Consider the following 12,858-nt stretch of genomic DNA (forward strand, 5'->3'; position numbering starts at 1 on the left):
AGGGCGGGCGCGCCGCGAGCCTGAACGTATGACGACGACCGCGACCACGACCACGACCACCGCCACGGCCTACGCCGCCCGGCCCGTCCCGCCCGCCGCCCTCGCCGAACTGCGGGTCACCGACGACGCCGGCCGCGCCTGCGCGCCGTACGCCACCCCCGACGGCGGGGAGCCGCTCCGCTGCTGCCTGCGCCTCGCCGCGCCGGGCGAGCGGATCGCCCTCGTCTCCTACGCGCCGCTGCGGCGCTGGGCCGCCGGGACGGGGGCGGACCCGGGGGCGTACGACGAGCAGGGCCCCGTCTTCCTGCACGCCGAGGAGTGCGGCGGCCCGGCACCCTCGGAGACGTACCCCTTCGCCCGGGCCGGGGCGCTGCGCACCGTCCGCCGGTACGACGCGGCGGGCCGGATCGTCGGGGGCCGGCTCCTGGAGATCCCGGAGGAGACCTCCGAGGGCTTCGACCGTGCCTTCGCGGAGGCCTTCGCCGACCCGGCAGTGGCACTGGTCCACGTCCGAGCGGTGGAGTACGGCTGCTTCCACTTCGAGGTCCGCCGCCCCTGAGGCGGCGTCAGCGGGCGCGCCCGTCCAGCCAGGGCCTGCGGCCCGGCCCGGTCGGGTGCGTACCCGTGACCGCCATGACGACCGAGTAGAGGCTGGTCTCGGCGGCGATGAAGAGACGGTTGCGCTTGGCGCCGCCCCAGGCGATGTTGGCGACCGCCTCCGGGACGACGAGCCGCCCGATCAGGGTGCCGTCGGGGTCGTAGCAGTGCACTCCGTCGTCCATCGCGGCCGCCCAGAGGCGGCCGCCGTCGTCGAAGCGGAGGTTGTCGAAGCGGGCCGCGTCCCGGGCCTTGGCCTCGGCGAAGACGTCACCGTCCGACAGGGTCCCGTCCTCGCGCACGTCGAAGACGCGGATGACGCCGGCCCGGGTGTCGGAGACGTAGAGCTGCCGCTCGTCGGCGGAGAAGACGAGGCCGTTGGGGGCGGCGAAGCAGTCGGCGACCAGCCGGACCTCGCCCGTGCCGGGGTCGATGCGGTAGACGTTGTTGGCACCGATCTCGCTCTCCGCGCGGTAGCCCTCGTAGTCACTGGTGATGCCGAAGTCCGGGTCGGAGAACCAGATGGAGCCGTCGGACCTGACCGCCGCGTCGTTCGGGCTGTTGAGCCGCCTGCCCTGCCAGCGGTCGGCGAGCACCGTGACCGTGCCGTCGTGTTCGGTGCGGGTGACCCGGCGGTTGCCCTGCTCACAGGTGATCAGACGGCCCTGGCGGTCGAGGGTGTTGCCGTTGGTGTGTCCGGCGTCGCGGCGGAAGACGCTGACGGCGCCGGTCTCCTCGTCCCAGCGCAGCATCCGGTCGTTGGGGATGTCGCTCCAGACGAGCTGCTTCCAGGCGGGCAGGTAGATCGGCCCCTCGGCCCAGCGGCAGCCGGTGTACAGGACCTCCAGGCCGTCGTCGCCGTTCATGCAGCGGCCGGTACGGAACCGGTCGTCGAACATCTCGTACAGTGCCGGGCGCTCGCTGGGCATGCGGGTTCCTTCCCCTCACACGGATACCGTTACCGAATCCCGTACGGCTCACAGCGAAGATATCCGAATGAGGTACGGTCATCGCAAGATCACACCGAACGGAGAGTTGTGGATCACATCGACCGTGCCCTGCTGGCGCAGCTCCAGCAGGACGCCACCCAGTCCTACGCCGCGCTGGGCCAGGCCGTCGGCCTCTCGGCCGGGGCGGCCCACGAGCGGGTACGGAAGCTGAGGGAACGCGGCGCCATCCGGCGCACCACCGTCGAGGTGGACCCGGCGGCGGTGGGCGGCGCCGTCCTGGCCTACGTGATGGTCGACTCGGTCTCCTGGATGGGCGATTCCGCGGCGGACTTCGCCGCGGTCCCCGAGATCCTGGAGGCGCACGTCATCGCCGGCAGCGCCTCGGTCCTCGTGAAGGTGCGGACCGCGACCACGGAGCAGCTGCAGGACGTGCTGCGCCGGATCTATGCGATCGACGGGGTCAGCGGAACGCAGGCCACGGTCGTCCTGGAGACCTTCTTCGAACGCCCGGTCTCCCCGGAGCTCGGCGCCCCTCCCGGGCTGCCCGGCTGACCGGCCCCGGCGGACGAGAAGGGCCCCCGGCCAGGCGTGTCGCCTGGCCGGGGGCCCTCCCCACGTGGGCCGACAGACGAGTCGGGCTGTACGCCGGGGACCGCTCCTGAGATTCAGACGGTCCCCTCGATGCGTTCGAAGATGTCCGCGTCCGTCTCCCGCTGCCAGACCGGCAGATCGGACCAGTCGGCGACATATCCAGGCTTCGGGTCTTCGAAATGCCGGAACATCTGGGCAGTCCAGCAGATCGCGACGAATCGCCCCTTCTGCTCGCGGGTGAGCCGGGCCGCATGCCCGCCGCTGACCGCGATGAAGTCGCGCACCTGCCCGCACACGGCGGCGGCGGCATCGCGCTCCCACTCGGGCGTCTCGTCCCACGGCGTGACGTAGCCGGGCTTGGGCTCGCCGGGGTAGTGCTTGTTCACTCCGTCGATCCACGCTTCGCGGAAGATCCGGCCGTCATTCATGCGCGTGTCCCTCTCGTCATGCGGTGCGCGGAAGCGCCGCGATTCGGTGATCAAGAGTCGAGACTCGGTCATCGGACATGAGCGGGGCAAGACGCCCCCGAAGCCCGTCCAGCTTCTTGCCGATGAATCCCGAATTCGACCGGTCGGCCAGTCCGAGTGCTTGCTCCGCGTAGTGCACGACCTGATCGATGTCCCGCCTGTGCGCCCCGAGCACGGCGAGGTCGCTCAGAACAGCGGCGCGGCGACGCAGGGACAGAGTCTGGGCAAGGGCCGCGGTCAGCGCTTCCTCGGCGAGATCAGGGCGGCCCAGTTGGAGGTAGCAGGCTCCTCGCTCCTCTGCCAGGCGGGAGCCGTCGAAGCGGAGCCAACCGCCGTTGTGGGAGTGAGCGCCGTCGAGGGCGTGCACTTTCTCGGCTTCGTCAAGAGCCCGGTTGCACGCATCGAGATCGCCCACGGCCGCGTACGCCTGCGCCTGGACGGCCGCGACCCAGTGACGTGTGGAGAGAGTGTCGTCGCCCCTCCGGGCGATGCGGAAAGCTGCCGCGAGCAGGGGCTGGGCAGCGTGCCCGCGGCGCGCGTACAGCTCGACGTACGCGTGGCGGGTGATGGCACAGGCCCACAAATCGTGGTCGCCACCGGCGTAGGCCGCGTTGGCGGCCAGTGTGTAGCACTGCGCGGCGTCGGTGTACCGGTTGGCATCGAAGAACAGCTCACCGACGAGCTGGTAGACGTCGGCCGTCATCCGGCACAGTCGGGACCGATCCGCAGCAGTACGGGTCTCGGTCAGCCCCTTCGCCATCACATCGAGCTGCGCGCGCACCGCAGGGAAGACGACCTGCTTGGAGTCCGACAGCGCGTAGACCTGCCAGAGGCTGCGGTGCAAGGCGTCCCCCGACGCCAGGAGCGTCGATACTGCCCGCCCTCGGGCGGCCTCACCGGAATCGGGAAGAGTGACCAGCGCACCCGTAACGGCGAGCAGACCCAGGACTTCGCGGCGCTTCATGTCGTCATCATCACCATGGAGGAGGGGTGGAGCAGCGGAGAGCCCGGCTGTCTCGGCCGGCTGTTCGTCGGAGAGCAGATCTGCCAGCTCGGGGAGGGTCACTCCCAACAGCGCTGCGATCTTCGGCCGTTGGTGGGGACGCGGGGTGGCGCGACCGCTTTCCCAACGGACCACGGTGGACGCGGCCACTGAGAGCGCTTCTGCGAATTCCTCCTGAGAGTAACCCCGGGCCGCGCGCCGTTCCGCAAAGTGCTTACGCCTCGACGTCATAGGTCTCCCCTCACGAGAACCCTTTCACGCACTCATACCCGCCACGCGCCAACGCCTGGAAAACGCCCGGGTATTGCGCGAGGTGCGCTCTGGGAGAAGGTAACGGATCGTCGTTCACTGGTCACACACCGCTCGGAGGTCGAAGGACCCTCCGGGCGGCTCCCCACGGAGAGGAGCGACCGAGTGACAACCTCCGGACTGCCCCGCAGGAACCCTGGCGCGAGTGGCCGTACGTACACGCCACCGGAGCCCCGGCTGGGTGCGCCGAGCCGGGCTCTTCGGGTGCGAGCGGCCGGCGGCTGGGAGAAGTTCATGCGCCGCATCGAGGGCCGGCAGGAGCCGGAGGAGTGAACCCGGTCGGTTCCGACGGCTACGAGCACCACCCGCTCCTGGACACGCACGTCCGTGACATCGCTTCGCGTGGGGAGGGTGTGCTCGTCGCCGTCACACACGAGCTCCACAGCCACGGCACGGTCCGCATCGCGCACATCCGGCCCGCCTCCGGAGTCGAATGGACGACCGCGGCCGACAACATCCAGGCCGCTCACCCCTGAGCCGCGGCCCGCATACGCCGTCCGCGCCCCTGGCGCGGATTCCCGCACCACCCCCTTCACCCCAAGGAGTCTCATGACCACCGCTGTCGCACTCCCCTCCCCCACGCGGCCGTGGGGTGCGGGCCGACTCGCGCCCTACCCGACGATCACCCGCCGCCCCCACGCCACGGTCGCCATCGACCCCACGACACAGCTCGGAGTGTTCCGCGACCGCGCCGGGCAGGTGGTCGAGATGGGCAAGCACGGCACCAGCTCCGGTACCGAGACCTCCACGACGACGAACTCGGACTCCCGGAACGACCAGGGTCACGACCAGGACAGCAATCAGGATTGATGGCCATGACCGAGGAGAGGCCGGTTCTGGTGGCCACCGAGGCGGACGACATCACCGCCGACATGGTGATCACCGAACTCAACCGGCGCCAGGTGCCGGTGGTCCGGTTCAACCCCGCCGACATCGGCGAGAACCTCACGGTCTCGGCTCGGTTCGGCACCTGCCCGGCCCCGGTGGTCGGGCAGGTCCGCACCCCGTCGAGAACCGCTGATGTGACCCAGGTCCGGTCGGTGTACTGGCGCCGCCCGGAGTGGCCCACATTTCCCCACCTGTCCGCTGACGACTCCCGGTTCGCGGCGGCGCAGGTCCGCTACGGACTCGGTGGCACCCTCTACGCCCTGGGCGGCCCGCTCTGGGTCAACCACCCCCTGCGCGTTGCCGCAGCCGACTACAAACCCGCACAACTCGTCCTCGCCCAGCAGCTCGGCTTCACCATCCCGCCCACCCTTGTCACCAACGACCCGGACGAAGCTCGCGAGTTCGTCCACGCTCAGGGGCGGGCGATCTTCAAGACGCTGCGATGGACCCCCTACACGCGTGACGACATGCCGGTGACGGGATGGGCTGCCCCCGTCACCCCCGATGAGATCGACGACAGCGTTCGGGTCGCGCCCCACCTGTTCCAGGCCCGCGTGGACAAGGTCGCCGACGTTCGCGTACTGCTCGTAGGTCGGCATACGTTCGCCGTACGCATCGACTCCGACCTCCTGGACTGGCGCAAGGACTACAGCGCCCTGACCTACACCGTGGAGCACCTACCCGACCGGCTAGCTCAGGCACTGCACGCCTACCTGGACCGACTGGATCTGGTATCGGGAAGTTTCGACCTCGCGGTCGACCGGGCCGGGGACTACTGGTGGCTGGAACTGAACCCCAACGGACAGTGGGGGTGGCTGGAGACCGAGACCGGCCTCCCGATGTCCGCCGCCTTCGCCGACCTACTCACACAAGGAGACCGCCGATGGCCGACCCGGCATCCGAGCGACGCCGCATGGCGACCGTGCTCATGGTCGAAGGGGTTCTGAAATCCCCCTGGCTGCGTGCAGCCGTAGAGACCGTCTCCCGCGAGCGGTTTCTCCACCCGGGAGTCTTCCTGGACGAGGGGCGGACCTGGCGGCCCGTCACCGCCGCCGACACGGACCCGGCCGAGTGGCTGAAGATCGCATACAGCGTCGACACCCTCACCACCCAGCTCGACGGCCACCTCACCGCCGACCAGGCCGGCGGACCCGTCGTGGGTGTGCCCACGTCCTCCTCGACCGACCCGGCCACCGTCGTCGGCATGATCGAGACCCTGGATCTCGCGAGGGGCCACCGAGTCCTGGAGATCGGCACGGGCACCGGCTACTCCACCGCCCTGATGTGCCACTACCTCGGCGAGGACAACGTCACCACGGTCGAGGTCGACGCACAGGTGGCCGCACGCGCCGATGCCGCTCTCGAAGCCGTCGGCTTCTCGACGTGGGCGGTGACGGGCGACGGACTCCTCGGCCACCCGTACCGGGCACCGTACGACCGGGTCATCGCCACCTGCGCGGTCCGCCGCATCCCGTACGCGTGGATCAGACAGACGAGACCCGGAGGCGTTATCCTCAGCACGGTCGGCTCGTGGCCGTGGGGAACAGGACTCGCGAAACTGACCGTCGGCGATGACGGCACCGCCGAGGGCTCGTTCGTCGGGCGCTCCTCCTTCATGCAGGCACGTGCCCAGGCAGTGACCCCCGTGGCCGGCGATCTCTCCGCCCGGACCGCGTACGCGGACAGTGAGCGGCCCACTCTGCTGTCCCCTCTGGTCCTTGAGGAATGGATGCCCGCCTTCCTGGCACAGTTGGCCGCGCCAGGCGTTCAGTTCGTCCGCGCGACGGACGGTGACGGGTTGCTCTTGCAGTACCTGTTCGATCCGGAGAAGGAGTCGTTCGCCGAGTTCGTCGTCGACGGCGAAGGCTGGACCGTCCGCCAAGGCGGGCCCGTGGCCCTGTGGGACGACGTGGAACGTTCCCTCGTAGCTTGGCAGGACGCCGGGGCGCCGGAGATCGACTCCGTACGGCTCCGTGTGACGCCCGCGTCCCACCAGTACTGGATCGACCAGGTCCCCTCCCTACGCTGGGAGCACCGGCTCGCCTGACCCACTACGCTCCGAACATGGACGACGAACCGCTCTCCCAGTGGGCCGAGCGTCGCGACGCGAGGATCGGGCAGCTCCGCGCCGTACCCCTCGTGACCGGCGACGGCCCGAGGGCATCGCATCTGAACCCCGATGCGCCCCGGGCGATCCAGCGGTGGAACGGCCATCTGTGGGAGGCGCACGGCTTCGCGGCGAACCTCGCGGAAGCACGGCGCATCCTGTTTCCCCACGCCGAGGCCACCGCCACTCCTGAGGCGTCACCGAAGCTCGGGCCCGGGACCGGCAGACATCGGAAGCCTCCGACGCCCTGATAACTCGGCGGGAGATTAGCGGCCATGCCATACCTCTGAAATCTGCTCCCACCCGGTAGACCACCGGCGGCACAATGACGCCCGTGAGCAACGACATATCCGATGACCCGTGGGCCCGGCGGGTGTATCTGACGTGGCTGGCCCGTGACACTCGCTACGCTCTGACCTCCCTGACCGCCCTGATCGCCTATGCGCAGAGCACTCCGGTCCCGCCAGCCGCCTGGGTCTGCTTCGAGGACTTCCTTTCCTTCCTCGGAAAGGTCTCCCGGACTCTGTGGCCCGCCCCTGGGAAGGGTCCGAACGGAACCGACAAGGGCTTGGAGTGGCGGACGCAGCGAGGTCCGTTTCTACGAAAGATTCTTGAGGTGGAGGACTCGTCCCCGCTGAAGGCCCGCGAAGTCCGTAACGGAAGTGAGCACTTCGACGAGCGTCTTGACGAGTGGGTCGTCAGCCGGCCTCGCCCCACCGTCGAAGAGTGGCAGGCGGGCACCAAGCCCACATTCCCGGCTCCTCCCATGCGCCTCATAGACATAGAGTCCGGAACGATCCAAGTCGCCGGCGCGGACCTGGACCTGCGTTGCATGACTGAGGAACTTCAGCGACTCCTGACCCAGATCGAGGAGCTTGAGCCCTCGGTGGCCGCACTCCCCGCGGACATGGCGGCGCTGCTGGCCACCTTGCCCCCTGTTCCGATCATCCCCTTCGACGCGCCCGCGCAGAACCCTGGTGGCATTCAAGCTTGGCTTGACGAGCAGAATTCCGCCGACCCCGGGACCGCAACAGAGGACACCGAGGCGTAGACGTGTAACGCGGAGGGCTCCGACTCGGCCAACACCCGCACCAAGCCACCCAGCGTGGCTACCTTCATGGCTACTTTCGTAGCCGCGAGGTCCAGTTTGGACCGGTGCGGAACGGGGTGGGGCGACGCCCACGATTCTCCGAGAAAAGGCCGCTGACCTGCGATATTGCAGGTCAGAAGCCTGAGGGGCAGACGAGTCGGGCTGTACGCCGGGTTCTGTGCCCCGGGACCTCGCGGTCGTCGGGGCGACGGCCATCCATCTAGGACCGGCGTTGCCGCCGGCCTCCTGCGGTCTACCCGCGGACTCGGGCGAGCAGCCCTCGAACATCCGCGCAGGGACACCGGGGTGTCCCCTCTTGACCTTGCTCCGAGTGGGGTTTACCTAGCCGCCTGAGTCACCTCAGGCGCTGGTGGTCTCTTACACCACCGTTTCACCCTTACCGGAGACCGAAGTCCCCGGCGGTCTGTTTTCTGTGGCACTGTCCCGCGGGTCACCCCGGGTGGCCGTTAGCCACCACCCTGCTCTGTGGAGCCCGGACGTTCCTCGGGGAGATCCAAGGATCTCCACGCGGCCGTCCGCCCGGCTCGTCTGCCGTGCCGACCATGCTACCCGCCGCGGCGGATGATCCGGACGGGCGGCGGACCACGCTTGACCTTGCCGCAGCGTCAGGGTTTCTACTGAGCGCATGCGCATCGGCGAGATCGCCGCCCTGGTCGGGGTCACCCCCCGGGCCGTGCGGCACTACCACCAGTCGGGTCTGCTGCCCGAGCCCGCGCGGCGGGCCAACGGGTACCGGGAGTACGGCATCCGGGACGCCGTCCTGCTCGCCCGCATCCGGCGGCTCACCGAGCTGGGTCTCGGCCTCGACGAGGTGCGGGGCGTGCTCGCCGACGACCAGGGGCGGGGGCTCGCCGAGGTCCTGGAGGAGCTCGCGGAGGACCTGGCCCGCCAGGAGGAGGAGATCCGGGCGCGCCGGGAGCGGCTGTCCGCCCTCCTCGACGAGGCCCGGGCCGGGCGGCTGCCCGCCGACGGGCCTCTCTCGCCGGAGCTCACGGCGCTGCTCGCCGGCCTGGGCGAGCTGCCCGAGTCGCCGATGGCGGCGAAGGACCGGCAGATCCTGGCCCTGATGGACGTCGTCGTGCCCGAGGAGGAGCGGGCCCGGCTGATGGGCCTGATGGCGGGGGCGGCCGAACACGCGCGTGAGGTGTACCCGCTGCTCGACGCGCTCTCCGGGGCGGACGCGGACGACCCCCGGGTCGCCGAGGCCGCGCGGGTGCTCGCCGCCTGCCTGCCGGACGAGCTGGGAGTGGACGTGCCGTCCGGGGGCCCGGACGGCGCCGGCTCCTCCGACACCTCCCTCGCGGACGCCCTCTTCGCGGACCTCGCCCCCGCGCAGTCCGCCGCCATCCACCAGGCGATGCGCCTGGTCCGGGAACGACGGGAGCGGACCCGATGACCGACCTCGCGGAGACCCGCCCAGCGGGGGCGCGGGACGGAGAGCCGTCCACGGCCTCCGCCGAGCCTCTGGAGACCGCCCCGGAGCCCGCCGCCGGGCCGGTGACGCCCGCCCCGGAGCCCGCCGCCGAGCCGGTGACGCCCGCCCCGGAGCCCGCCGCCGAGCCGGTGACGCCCGCCCCGGGGCCCGCCGCCGAGCCCGCCGAGCCCGTCGAGCCCCCCGCGCCGCCCGTCCGCTCCCGGGCCGTGCGGTTGCTCCGGCTCGTCGCGTACGTCGCTCTCCCCGCCGAGCTCGTGCTCTTCGTCGTCCTGCTCGGCGGGGTACCCATCCCCCGGGGCGTCTTCGCCGTCTCCGAGGTCGTCCTCCTCGCCCTGCTCCTCGCCGAGGGCCTCACCTATCTGCGGCTGCGCCGGCGCGGGCTGTCCCGGCGGGCGGCCGTGGCCGAGCTGGTGCCCGAGTCGGTGCTGCGGATCATGGGGCACGAGCTGCGGATCATGGCGAGCCTCGGGCGGTGGGTGGCGCGCCGCCCGGTGGACGTGGCGGACGCCGACGCGGTGTTCCCCCACGCGCGGGACCAGGCCGCGCTGATGTACGGCTTCGCGTTCGTCTGCCTGGTGGAGTCCGCCGGCATGTCGTACCTGCTGGCCGACTGGCCCGTGGTCCACGCGATCGTCCTCGTCCTCGACGTCTACACCGTGCTCTTCGTGCTCGGGCTGCAGGCCGCCGCCGTGACCCGCCCGCACACGCTGACCGGGGACGTCCTGCGGCTGCGCCAGGCCGCCCACGTCGACGTGTCCGTGCCCCTGGACCGGATCGCGTCGGTCCGGCACGAGCTGCTGTTCACCCACGACAAGAAGGCCGAGGGCGAGCTGAACCTCGCCGTCGGCTCGCAGACCTCCGTCACCGTCGAGCTGACGGAGCCGGTCGACGCGCCCCGGTTCTTCGGCGCGTCCCGGCCCGTACGGCTGATCCGCTGTCACGCCGACGACGCCCGTGCCCTGTACCGCGCGCTCGACGAGGCCGTCACGCGGGTGCGAACAGCACCTTCGCCGTCCCCGGGTCCGCCTCCGCGAGCCTGACCCGGAGCCACTCCCCCAGCGGCAGGCGGGAGTCGCCGCCCGCGATGCGGGCGACGACGGCGGGCTCGTCGAGGTGGACGGTGCCGACGGCCGGTTCGCGGTCCTTGACGTCGATCACGTACGCGTCGAAGACCTCGCCGACCCGTTCCCGCAGCAGGGCCGCCTCGACGATGTCGACGCTCTCGCGCTCGACGGTGTTGGCGCGGCGCGAGCCGTCGGCCATCTCGTCGGGGAGGGCGGGCAGGGCGGCCCGTACCCACTCGGGCGGTTCGTCGCCCGCCACCGCCGCCACGCACAGCTCGCCCGCGTACCGGTCGACGAGGCGGCGCAGCGGCGCGGTGCAGTGGGTGTACTCGTCGGCGACGGCGGCGTGCACGGCGGGGCTGGGGATGTGGCCGTCGGTGAAGACGGTGTATCCGGCGCCCCGGAGCAGGGTGGTGCACTCCTGGAGGAAGGCGGCGTGGCGCGGGTTTGCGGGGTCGGCGGCGCGGACGACGTCGGCGTACGAGACGTGGTGCGGCCAGTCGACGCCGAGGGCCTCGGCGGAGCGGCGCAGCCGGGCTACGGCGCCGTCGGGGGCGGTGGGGAGGGTGCGGAGGATGCCGGTGCCGGCGGCGGTCATGAGGTCGGCGGCGGCCATGCCGGTGAGGAGGGAGATCTGGGCGTTCCAGCCGTCGGCGGGGAGCGGCGCGCGGTAGGCGAGGGAGTAGGTGTGGTCCCGCTCGACGATCTCCTGTTCGGGGACGTTGAGGGAGATCCCGCCGCGTTCGGCTTCGAGGGTCTCGCGGAGGCGGCCGATCTCCCGGAGCAGGGCGACGGGCTCCTCGGCCGTCCCGGTGTCGATCTGCCGCTGCACGGCCGCGTAGTCGAGTTTGGCGCGGCTGCGGACGAGGGCGCGGCGGACGTCGGTGGCGACGCGGCGGCCTTCGGCGTCGAGGTCGATCCGCCAGAGGAGGGCGGGGCGGGGTTCGCCGGGGAGGAGGCTGGCGGCGCCTTCGGAGAGGACGGCGGGGTGGAGCGGGACCTTGCCGTCGGGGAAGTAGAGGGTGAGGACGCGCCGGTGGGCCTCGGCGTCGAGGGCGGAGCCGGGGGTGACGAAGGCGGCGACGTCGGCGATGGCGTAGTGGACGCGGTAGCCGCCGTCGGACCGGCGGGCCAGGTGCATGGCCTGGTCGAGGTCGGTGGAGGTGGGCGGGTCGACGGTGAAGAAGGGCAGGTCGGTGGCGTCGTGCGCGGGGAGTCTGGGGGCCTTGGCGGCGACCTCGGCCTCGGCGAGGACGGCGGGCGGGAAGTCCTCGGGGATCGCGAGCTCGGTACGGAGTGCGCGCAGGGCGGCCCGCAGCGGAGCCTCGGCTGCGCCGGTCACGTGGATGTGGCGGCGGGGCATGGACCGAGCGTATGGGGAGGGGCGGGGGGCGGCACCTCGTGCGGGGGGGCGCCTCATGCGAGGCGCGGCGCCGGACGGTGCCGGGGCCCGTGTGCGTGGGGGGCGGGTTCCGGAACCTCGTACGCTGGGCTCCTGGGGCCGCACCCCCATCCCCGTACGACGAAGGAGAACCACCGTGCTCGTGCTGTTGCCGCCCTCCGAGGGCAAGGCCTCCTCGGGGCGCGGGGCGCCGCTCAAGCCGGAGTCGCTGTCCCTGCCGGGGCTCGCGGAGGCGCGGGCGGCGGTCCTGGACGAGCTGGTCGAGCTGTGCGCGGCCGACGAGGAGAAGGCGCGTGAGGTGCTGGGCCTGAGCGAGGGCCTGCGCGGCGAGATCGCGAAGAACGTGGAGCTGCGGACGGCGGGCGCGCGGCCGGCCGGCGAGATCTACACGGGCGTGCTGTACGACGCGCTGGGTCTGGCGACCCTGGACGCGGCGGCCAGGCGGCGGGCGGGGCGGTCCCTGCTGGTCTTCTCGGGGCTGTGGGGCGCGGTGCGGGTGACCGACAAGATTCCGTCGTATCGCTGCTCGATGGGGGTGAAGCTGCCGGGGCTCGGGGCGCTGGGCGCGCACTGGCGGGGCGCGATGGCGTCGGTGCTGCCCGAGGAGGCCGGTGACGGTCTGGTGCTTGACCTGCGCTCGTCGGCGTACGCCTCGGCGTGGAAGCCGAAGGGGGAGGTGGCGGCGCGGACGGCGACGGTGCGGGTGCTGCACGCGCCGACCCGGAAGGTGGTCAGTCACTTCAACAAGGCGACGAAGGGCCGGATCGTCCGCAGTCTCCTCACGGCGGGTGCGGTTCCGCGTTCGCCCGAGGAGCTGGTCGTGGCGCTGCGGGATCTGGGGTACGTGGTGGAGGAGAGCGGGAAGCCGGGGGCGCTCGACGTGCTGGTGGACGAGATCCACTGAGACGTCATTGCAGAGGGCGCAACGCTCGTT

Annotated in this window: 15 protein-coding genes and 1 other RNA gene; 11 read left to right on the forward strand and 5 right to left on the reverse strand. The window is 71.5% G+C overall.

Annotated features, from left to right (window positions below; genetic code table 11):
• Positions 1-28 precede the first annotated feature (28 nt).
• Positions 29-559, forward strand: coding sequence for a DUF1203 domain-containing protein (locus DEJ43_RS09775; protein ID WP_015033181.1), 531 nt, complete (start codon positions 29-31; stop codon positions 557-559).
• Positions 560-566: 7 nt separating this feature from the next.
• Here the strand turns inward: DEJ43_RS09775 and DEJ43_RS09780 are convergent, their stop codons facing one another.
• Positions 567-1,526 carry an SMP-30/gluconolactonase/LRE family protein gene (locus tag DEJ43_RS09780; RefSeq protein WP_015033182.1) on the reverse strand — a complete coding sequence of 320 codons (960 nt, stop codon included), beginning with the start codon at positions 1,524-1,526 and terminating at the stop codon, positions 567-569.
• Positions 1,527-1,634: 108 nt separating this feature from the next.
• Between DEJ43_RS09780 and DEJ43_RS09785 the strand changes: the two genes are divergently transcribed.
• On the forward strand, positions 1,635-2,099 hold the full coding sequence (locus DEJ43_RS09785) for an Lrp/AsnC family transcriptional regulator (protein ID WP_015033183.1): 465 nt from the start codon (positions 1,635-1,637) through the stop codon (positions 2,097-2,099).
• 113 nt (positions 2,100-2,212) lie between these two features.
• On the opposite strand, the gene DEJ43_RS09790 is transcribed toward DEJ43_RS09785, so the two are convergent.
• Both DEJ43_RS09790 and DEJ43_RS09795 read right to left on the reverse strand, forming a co-directional pair.
• Entirely contained in the window at positions 2,213-2,566 is a 354-nt protein-coding gene (locus DEJ43_RS09790) for a hypothetical protein (protein ID WP_015033184.1), read from the reverse strand.
• Positions 2,567-2,582: 16 nt separating this feature from the next.
• Positions 2,583-3,839, reverse strand: a complete 1,257-nt coding sequence (locus DEJ43_RS09795) for a helix-turn-helix domain-containing protein (RefSeq protein WP_041662322.1) — start codon at positions 3,837-3,839, stop codon at positions 2,583-2,585.
• A gap of 347 nt (positions 3,840-4,186) precedes the next feature.
• On the opposite strand from DEJ43_RS09795, the gene DEJ43_RS09800 reads away from it, so the two are divergent.
• From DEJ43_RS09800 to DEJ43_RS09825, 6 genes are all read left to right on the forward strand, one after another.
• A complete protein-coding gene (locus DEJ43_RS09800) occupies positions 4,187-4,393 on the forward strand; it encodes a hypothetical protein (protein ID WP_015033187.1) in 207 nt (68 codons plus the stop codon).
• A gap of 73 nt (positions 4,394-4,466) precedes the next feature.
• A complete protein-coding gene (gene tgmA, locus DEJ43_RS09805) occupies positions 4,467-4,727 on the forward strand; it encodes a putative ATP-grasp-modified RiPP (RefSeq protein ID WP_015033188.1) in 261 nt (86 codons plus the stop codon).
• Between the two features lie 5 nt (positions 4,728-4,732).
• A complete protein-coding gene (gene tgmB / locus DEJ43_RS09810) occupies positions 4,733-5,752 on the forward strand; it encodes an ATP-grasp ribosomal peptide maturase (RefSeq protein ID WP_078508867.1) in 1,020 nt (339 codons plus the stop codon).
• Positions 5,689-6,852, forward strand: coding sequence for an ATP-grasp peptide maturase system methyltransferase (gene tgmC / locus DEJ43_RS09815; RefSeq protein WP_015033190.1), 1,164 nt, complete (start codon positions 5,689-5,691; stop codon positions 6,850-6,852). The genes tgmB and tgmC overlap by 64 nt, the downstream gene beginning before the upstream one ends.
• Before the next feature lie 17 nt (positions 6,853-6,869).
• Positions 6,870-7,163 carry a DUF6087 family protein gene (locus tag DEJ43_RS09820; RefSeq protein ID WP_015033191.1) on the forward strand — a complete coding sequence of 98 codons (294 nt, stop codon included), beginning with the start codon at positions 6,870-6,872 and terminating at the stop codon, positions 7,161-7,163.
• Positions 7,164-7,246: 83 nt separating this feature from the next.
• Complete coding sequence (locus tag DEJ43_RS09825; RefSeq protein ID WP_051025859.1) at positions 7,247-7,963, forward strand: hypothetical protein; 717 nt, start codon at positions 7,247-7,249, stop codon at positions 7,961-7,963.
• Positions 7,964-8,151: 188 nt separating this feature from the next.
• On the opposite strand, the gene rnpB is transcribed toward DEJ43_RS09825, so the two are convergent.
• Positions 8,152-8,550: RNase P RNA component class A (gene rnpB, locus DEJ43_RS09830), an RNA gene on the reverse strand.
• A gap of 98 nt (positions 8,551-8,648) precedes the next feature.
• Between rnpB and DEJ43_RS09835 the strand changes: the two genes are divergently transcribed.
• Together DEJ43_RS09835 and DEJ43_RS09840 are read left to right on the forward strand one after the other, a co-directional pair.
• Positions 8,649-9,419, forward strand: coding sequence for a MerR family transcriptional regulator (locus DEJ43_RS09835; RefSeq protein ID WP_015033193.1), 771 nt, complete (start codon positions 8,649-8,651; stop codon positions 9,417-9,419).
• Complete coding sequence (locus DEJ43_RS09840) at positions 9,416-10,498, forward strand: integral membrane protein (protein WP_015033194.1); 1,083 nt, start codon at positions 9,416-9,418, stop codon at positions 10,496-10,498. The genes DEJ43_RS09835 and DEJ43_RS09840 overlap by 4 nt, the downstream gene beginning before the upstream one ends.
• Here DEJ43_RS09840 and DEJ43_RS09845 read toward each other — a convergent pair.
• Entirely contained in the window at positions 10,443-11,885 is a 1,443-nt protein-coding gene (locus DEJ43_RS09845; protein ID WP_015033195.1) for an RNB domain-containing ribonuclease, read from the reverse strand. The two genes, DEJ43_RS09840 and DEJ43_RS09845, sit on opposite strands and share 56 nt — an antisense overlap.
• A gap of 175 nt (positions 11,886-12,060) precedes the next feature.
• Here DEJ43_RS09845 and yaaA point away from each other — a divergent pair, with 175 nt between their 5' ends.
• Positions 12,061-12,828, forward strand: coding sequence for a peroxide stress protein YaaA (yaaA, locus tag DEJ43_RS09850; RefSeq protein WP_015033196.1), 768 nt, complete (start codon positions 12,061-12,063; stop codon positions 12,826-12,828).
• Positions 12,829-12,858: the final 30 nt, after the last annotated feature.

Origin of the sequence: Streptomyces venezuelae ATCC 10712 (genome assembly GCF_008639165.1) — a bacterium.
In the GTDB taxonomy this organism is placed as follows: domain Bacteria; phylum Actinomycetota; class Actinomycetes; order Streptomycetales; family Streptomycetaceae; genus Streptomyces; species Streptomyces venezuelae.

Bases quoted from the DNA above. Each gene is read 5' to 3' on its own strand.
- DEJ43_RS09775 (WP_015033181.1), top strand. From the start codon at position 29: ATGACGACGACCGCGACCACGACCACGACCACCGCCACGGCCTACGCC.
- DEJ43_RS09780 (WP_015033182.1), bottom strand. From the start codon at position 1,526: ATGCCCAGCGAGCGCCCGGCACTGTACGAGATGTTCGACGACCGGTTC.
- DEJ43_RS09790 (WP_015033184.1), bottom strand. From the start codon at position 2,566: ATGAATGACGGCCGGATCTTCCGCGAAGCGTGGATCGACGGAGTGAAC.
- DEJ43_RS09795 (WP_041662322.1), bottom strand. From the start codon at position 3,839: ATGACGTCGAGGCGTAAGCACTTTGCGGAACGGCGCGCGGCCCGGGGT.
- tgmA (WP_015033188.1), top strand. From the start codon at position 4,467: ATGACCACCGCTGTCGCACTCCCCTCCCCCACGCGGCCGTGGGGTGCG.
- tgmB (WP_078508867.1), top strand. From the start codon at position 4,733: ATGACCGAGGAGAGGCCGGTTCTGGTGGCCACCGAGGCGGACGACATC.
- tgmC (WP_015033190.1), top strand. From the start codon at position 5,689: ATGGCCGACCCGGCATCCGAGCGACGCCGCATGGCGACCGTGCTCATG.
- DEJ43_RS09820 (WP_015033191.1), top strand. From the start codon at position 6,870: ATGGACGACGAACCGCTCTCCCAGTGGGCCGAGCGTCGCGACGCGAGG.
- DEJ43_RS09835 (WP_015033193.1), top strand. From the start codon at position 8,649: ATGCGCATCGGCGAGATCGCCGCCCTGGTCGGGGTCACCCCCCGGGCC.
- DEJ43_RS09840 (WP_015033194.1), top strand. From the start codon at position 9,416: ATGACCGACCTCGCGGAGACCCGCCCAGCGGGGGCGCGGGACGGAGAG.
- DEJ43_RS09845 (WP_015033195.1), bottom strand. From the start codon at position 11,885: ATGCCCCGCCGCCACATCCACGTGACCGGCGCAGCCGAGGCTCCGCTG.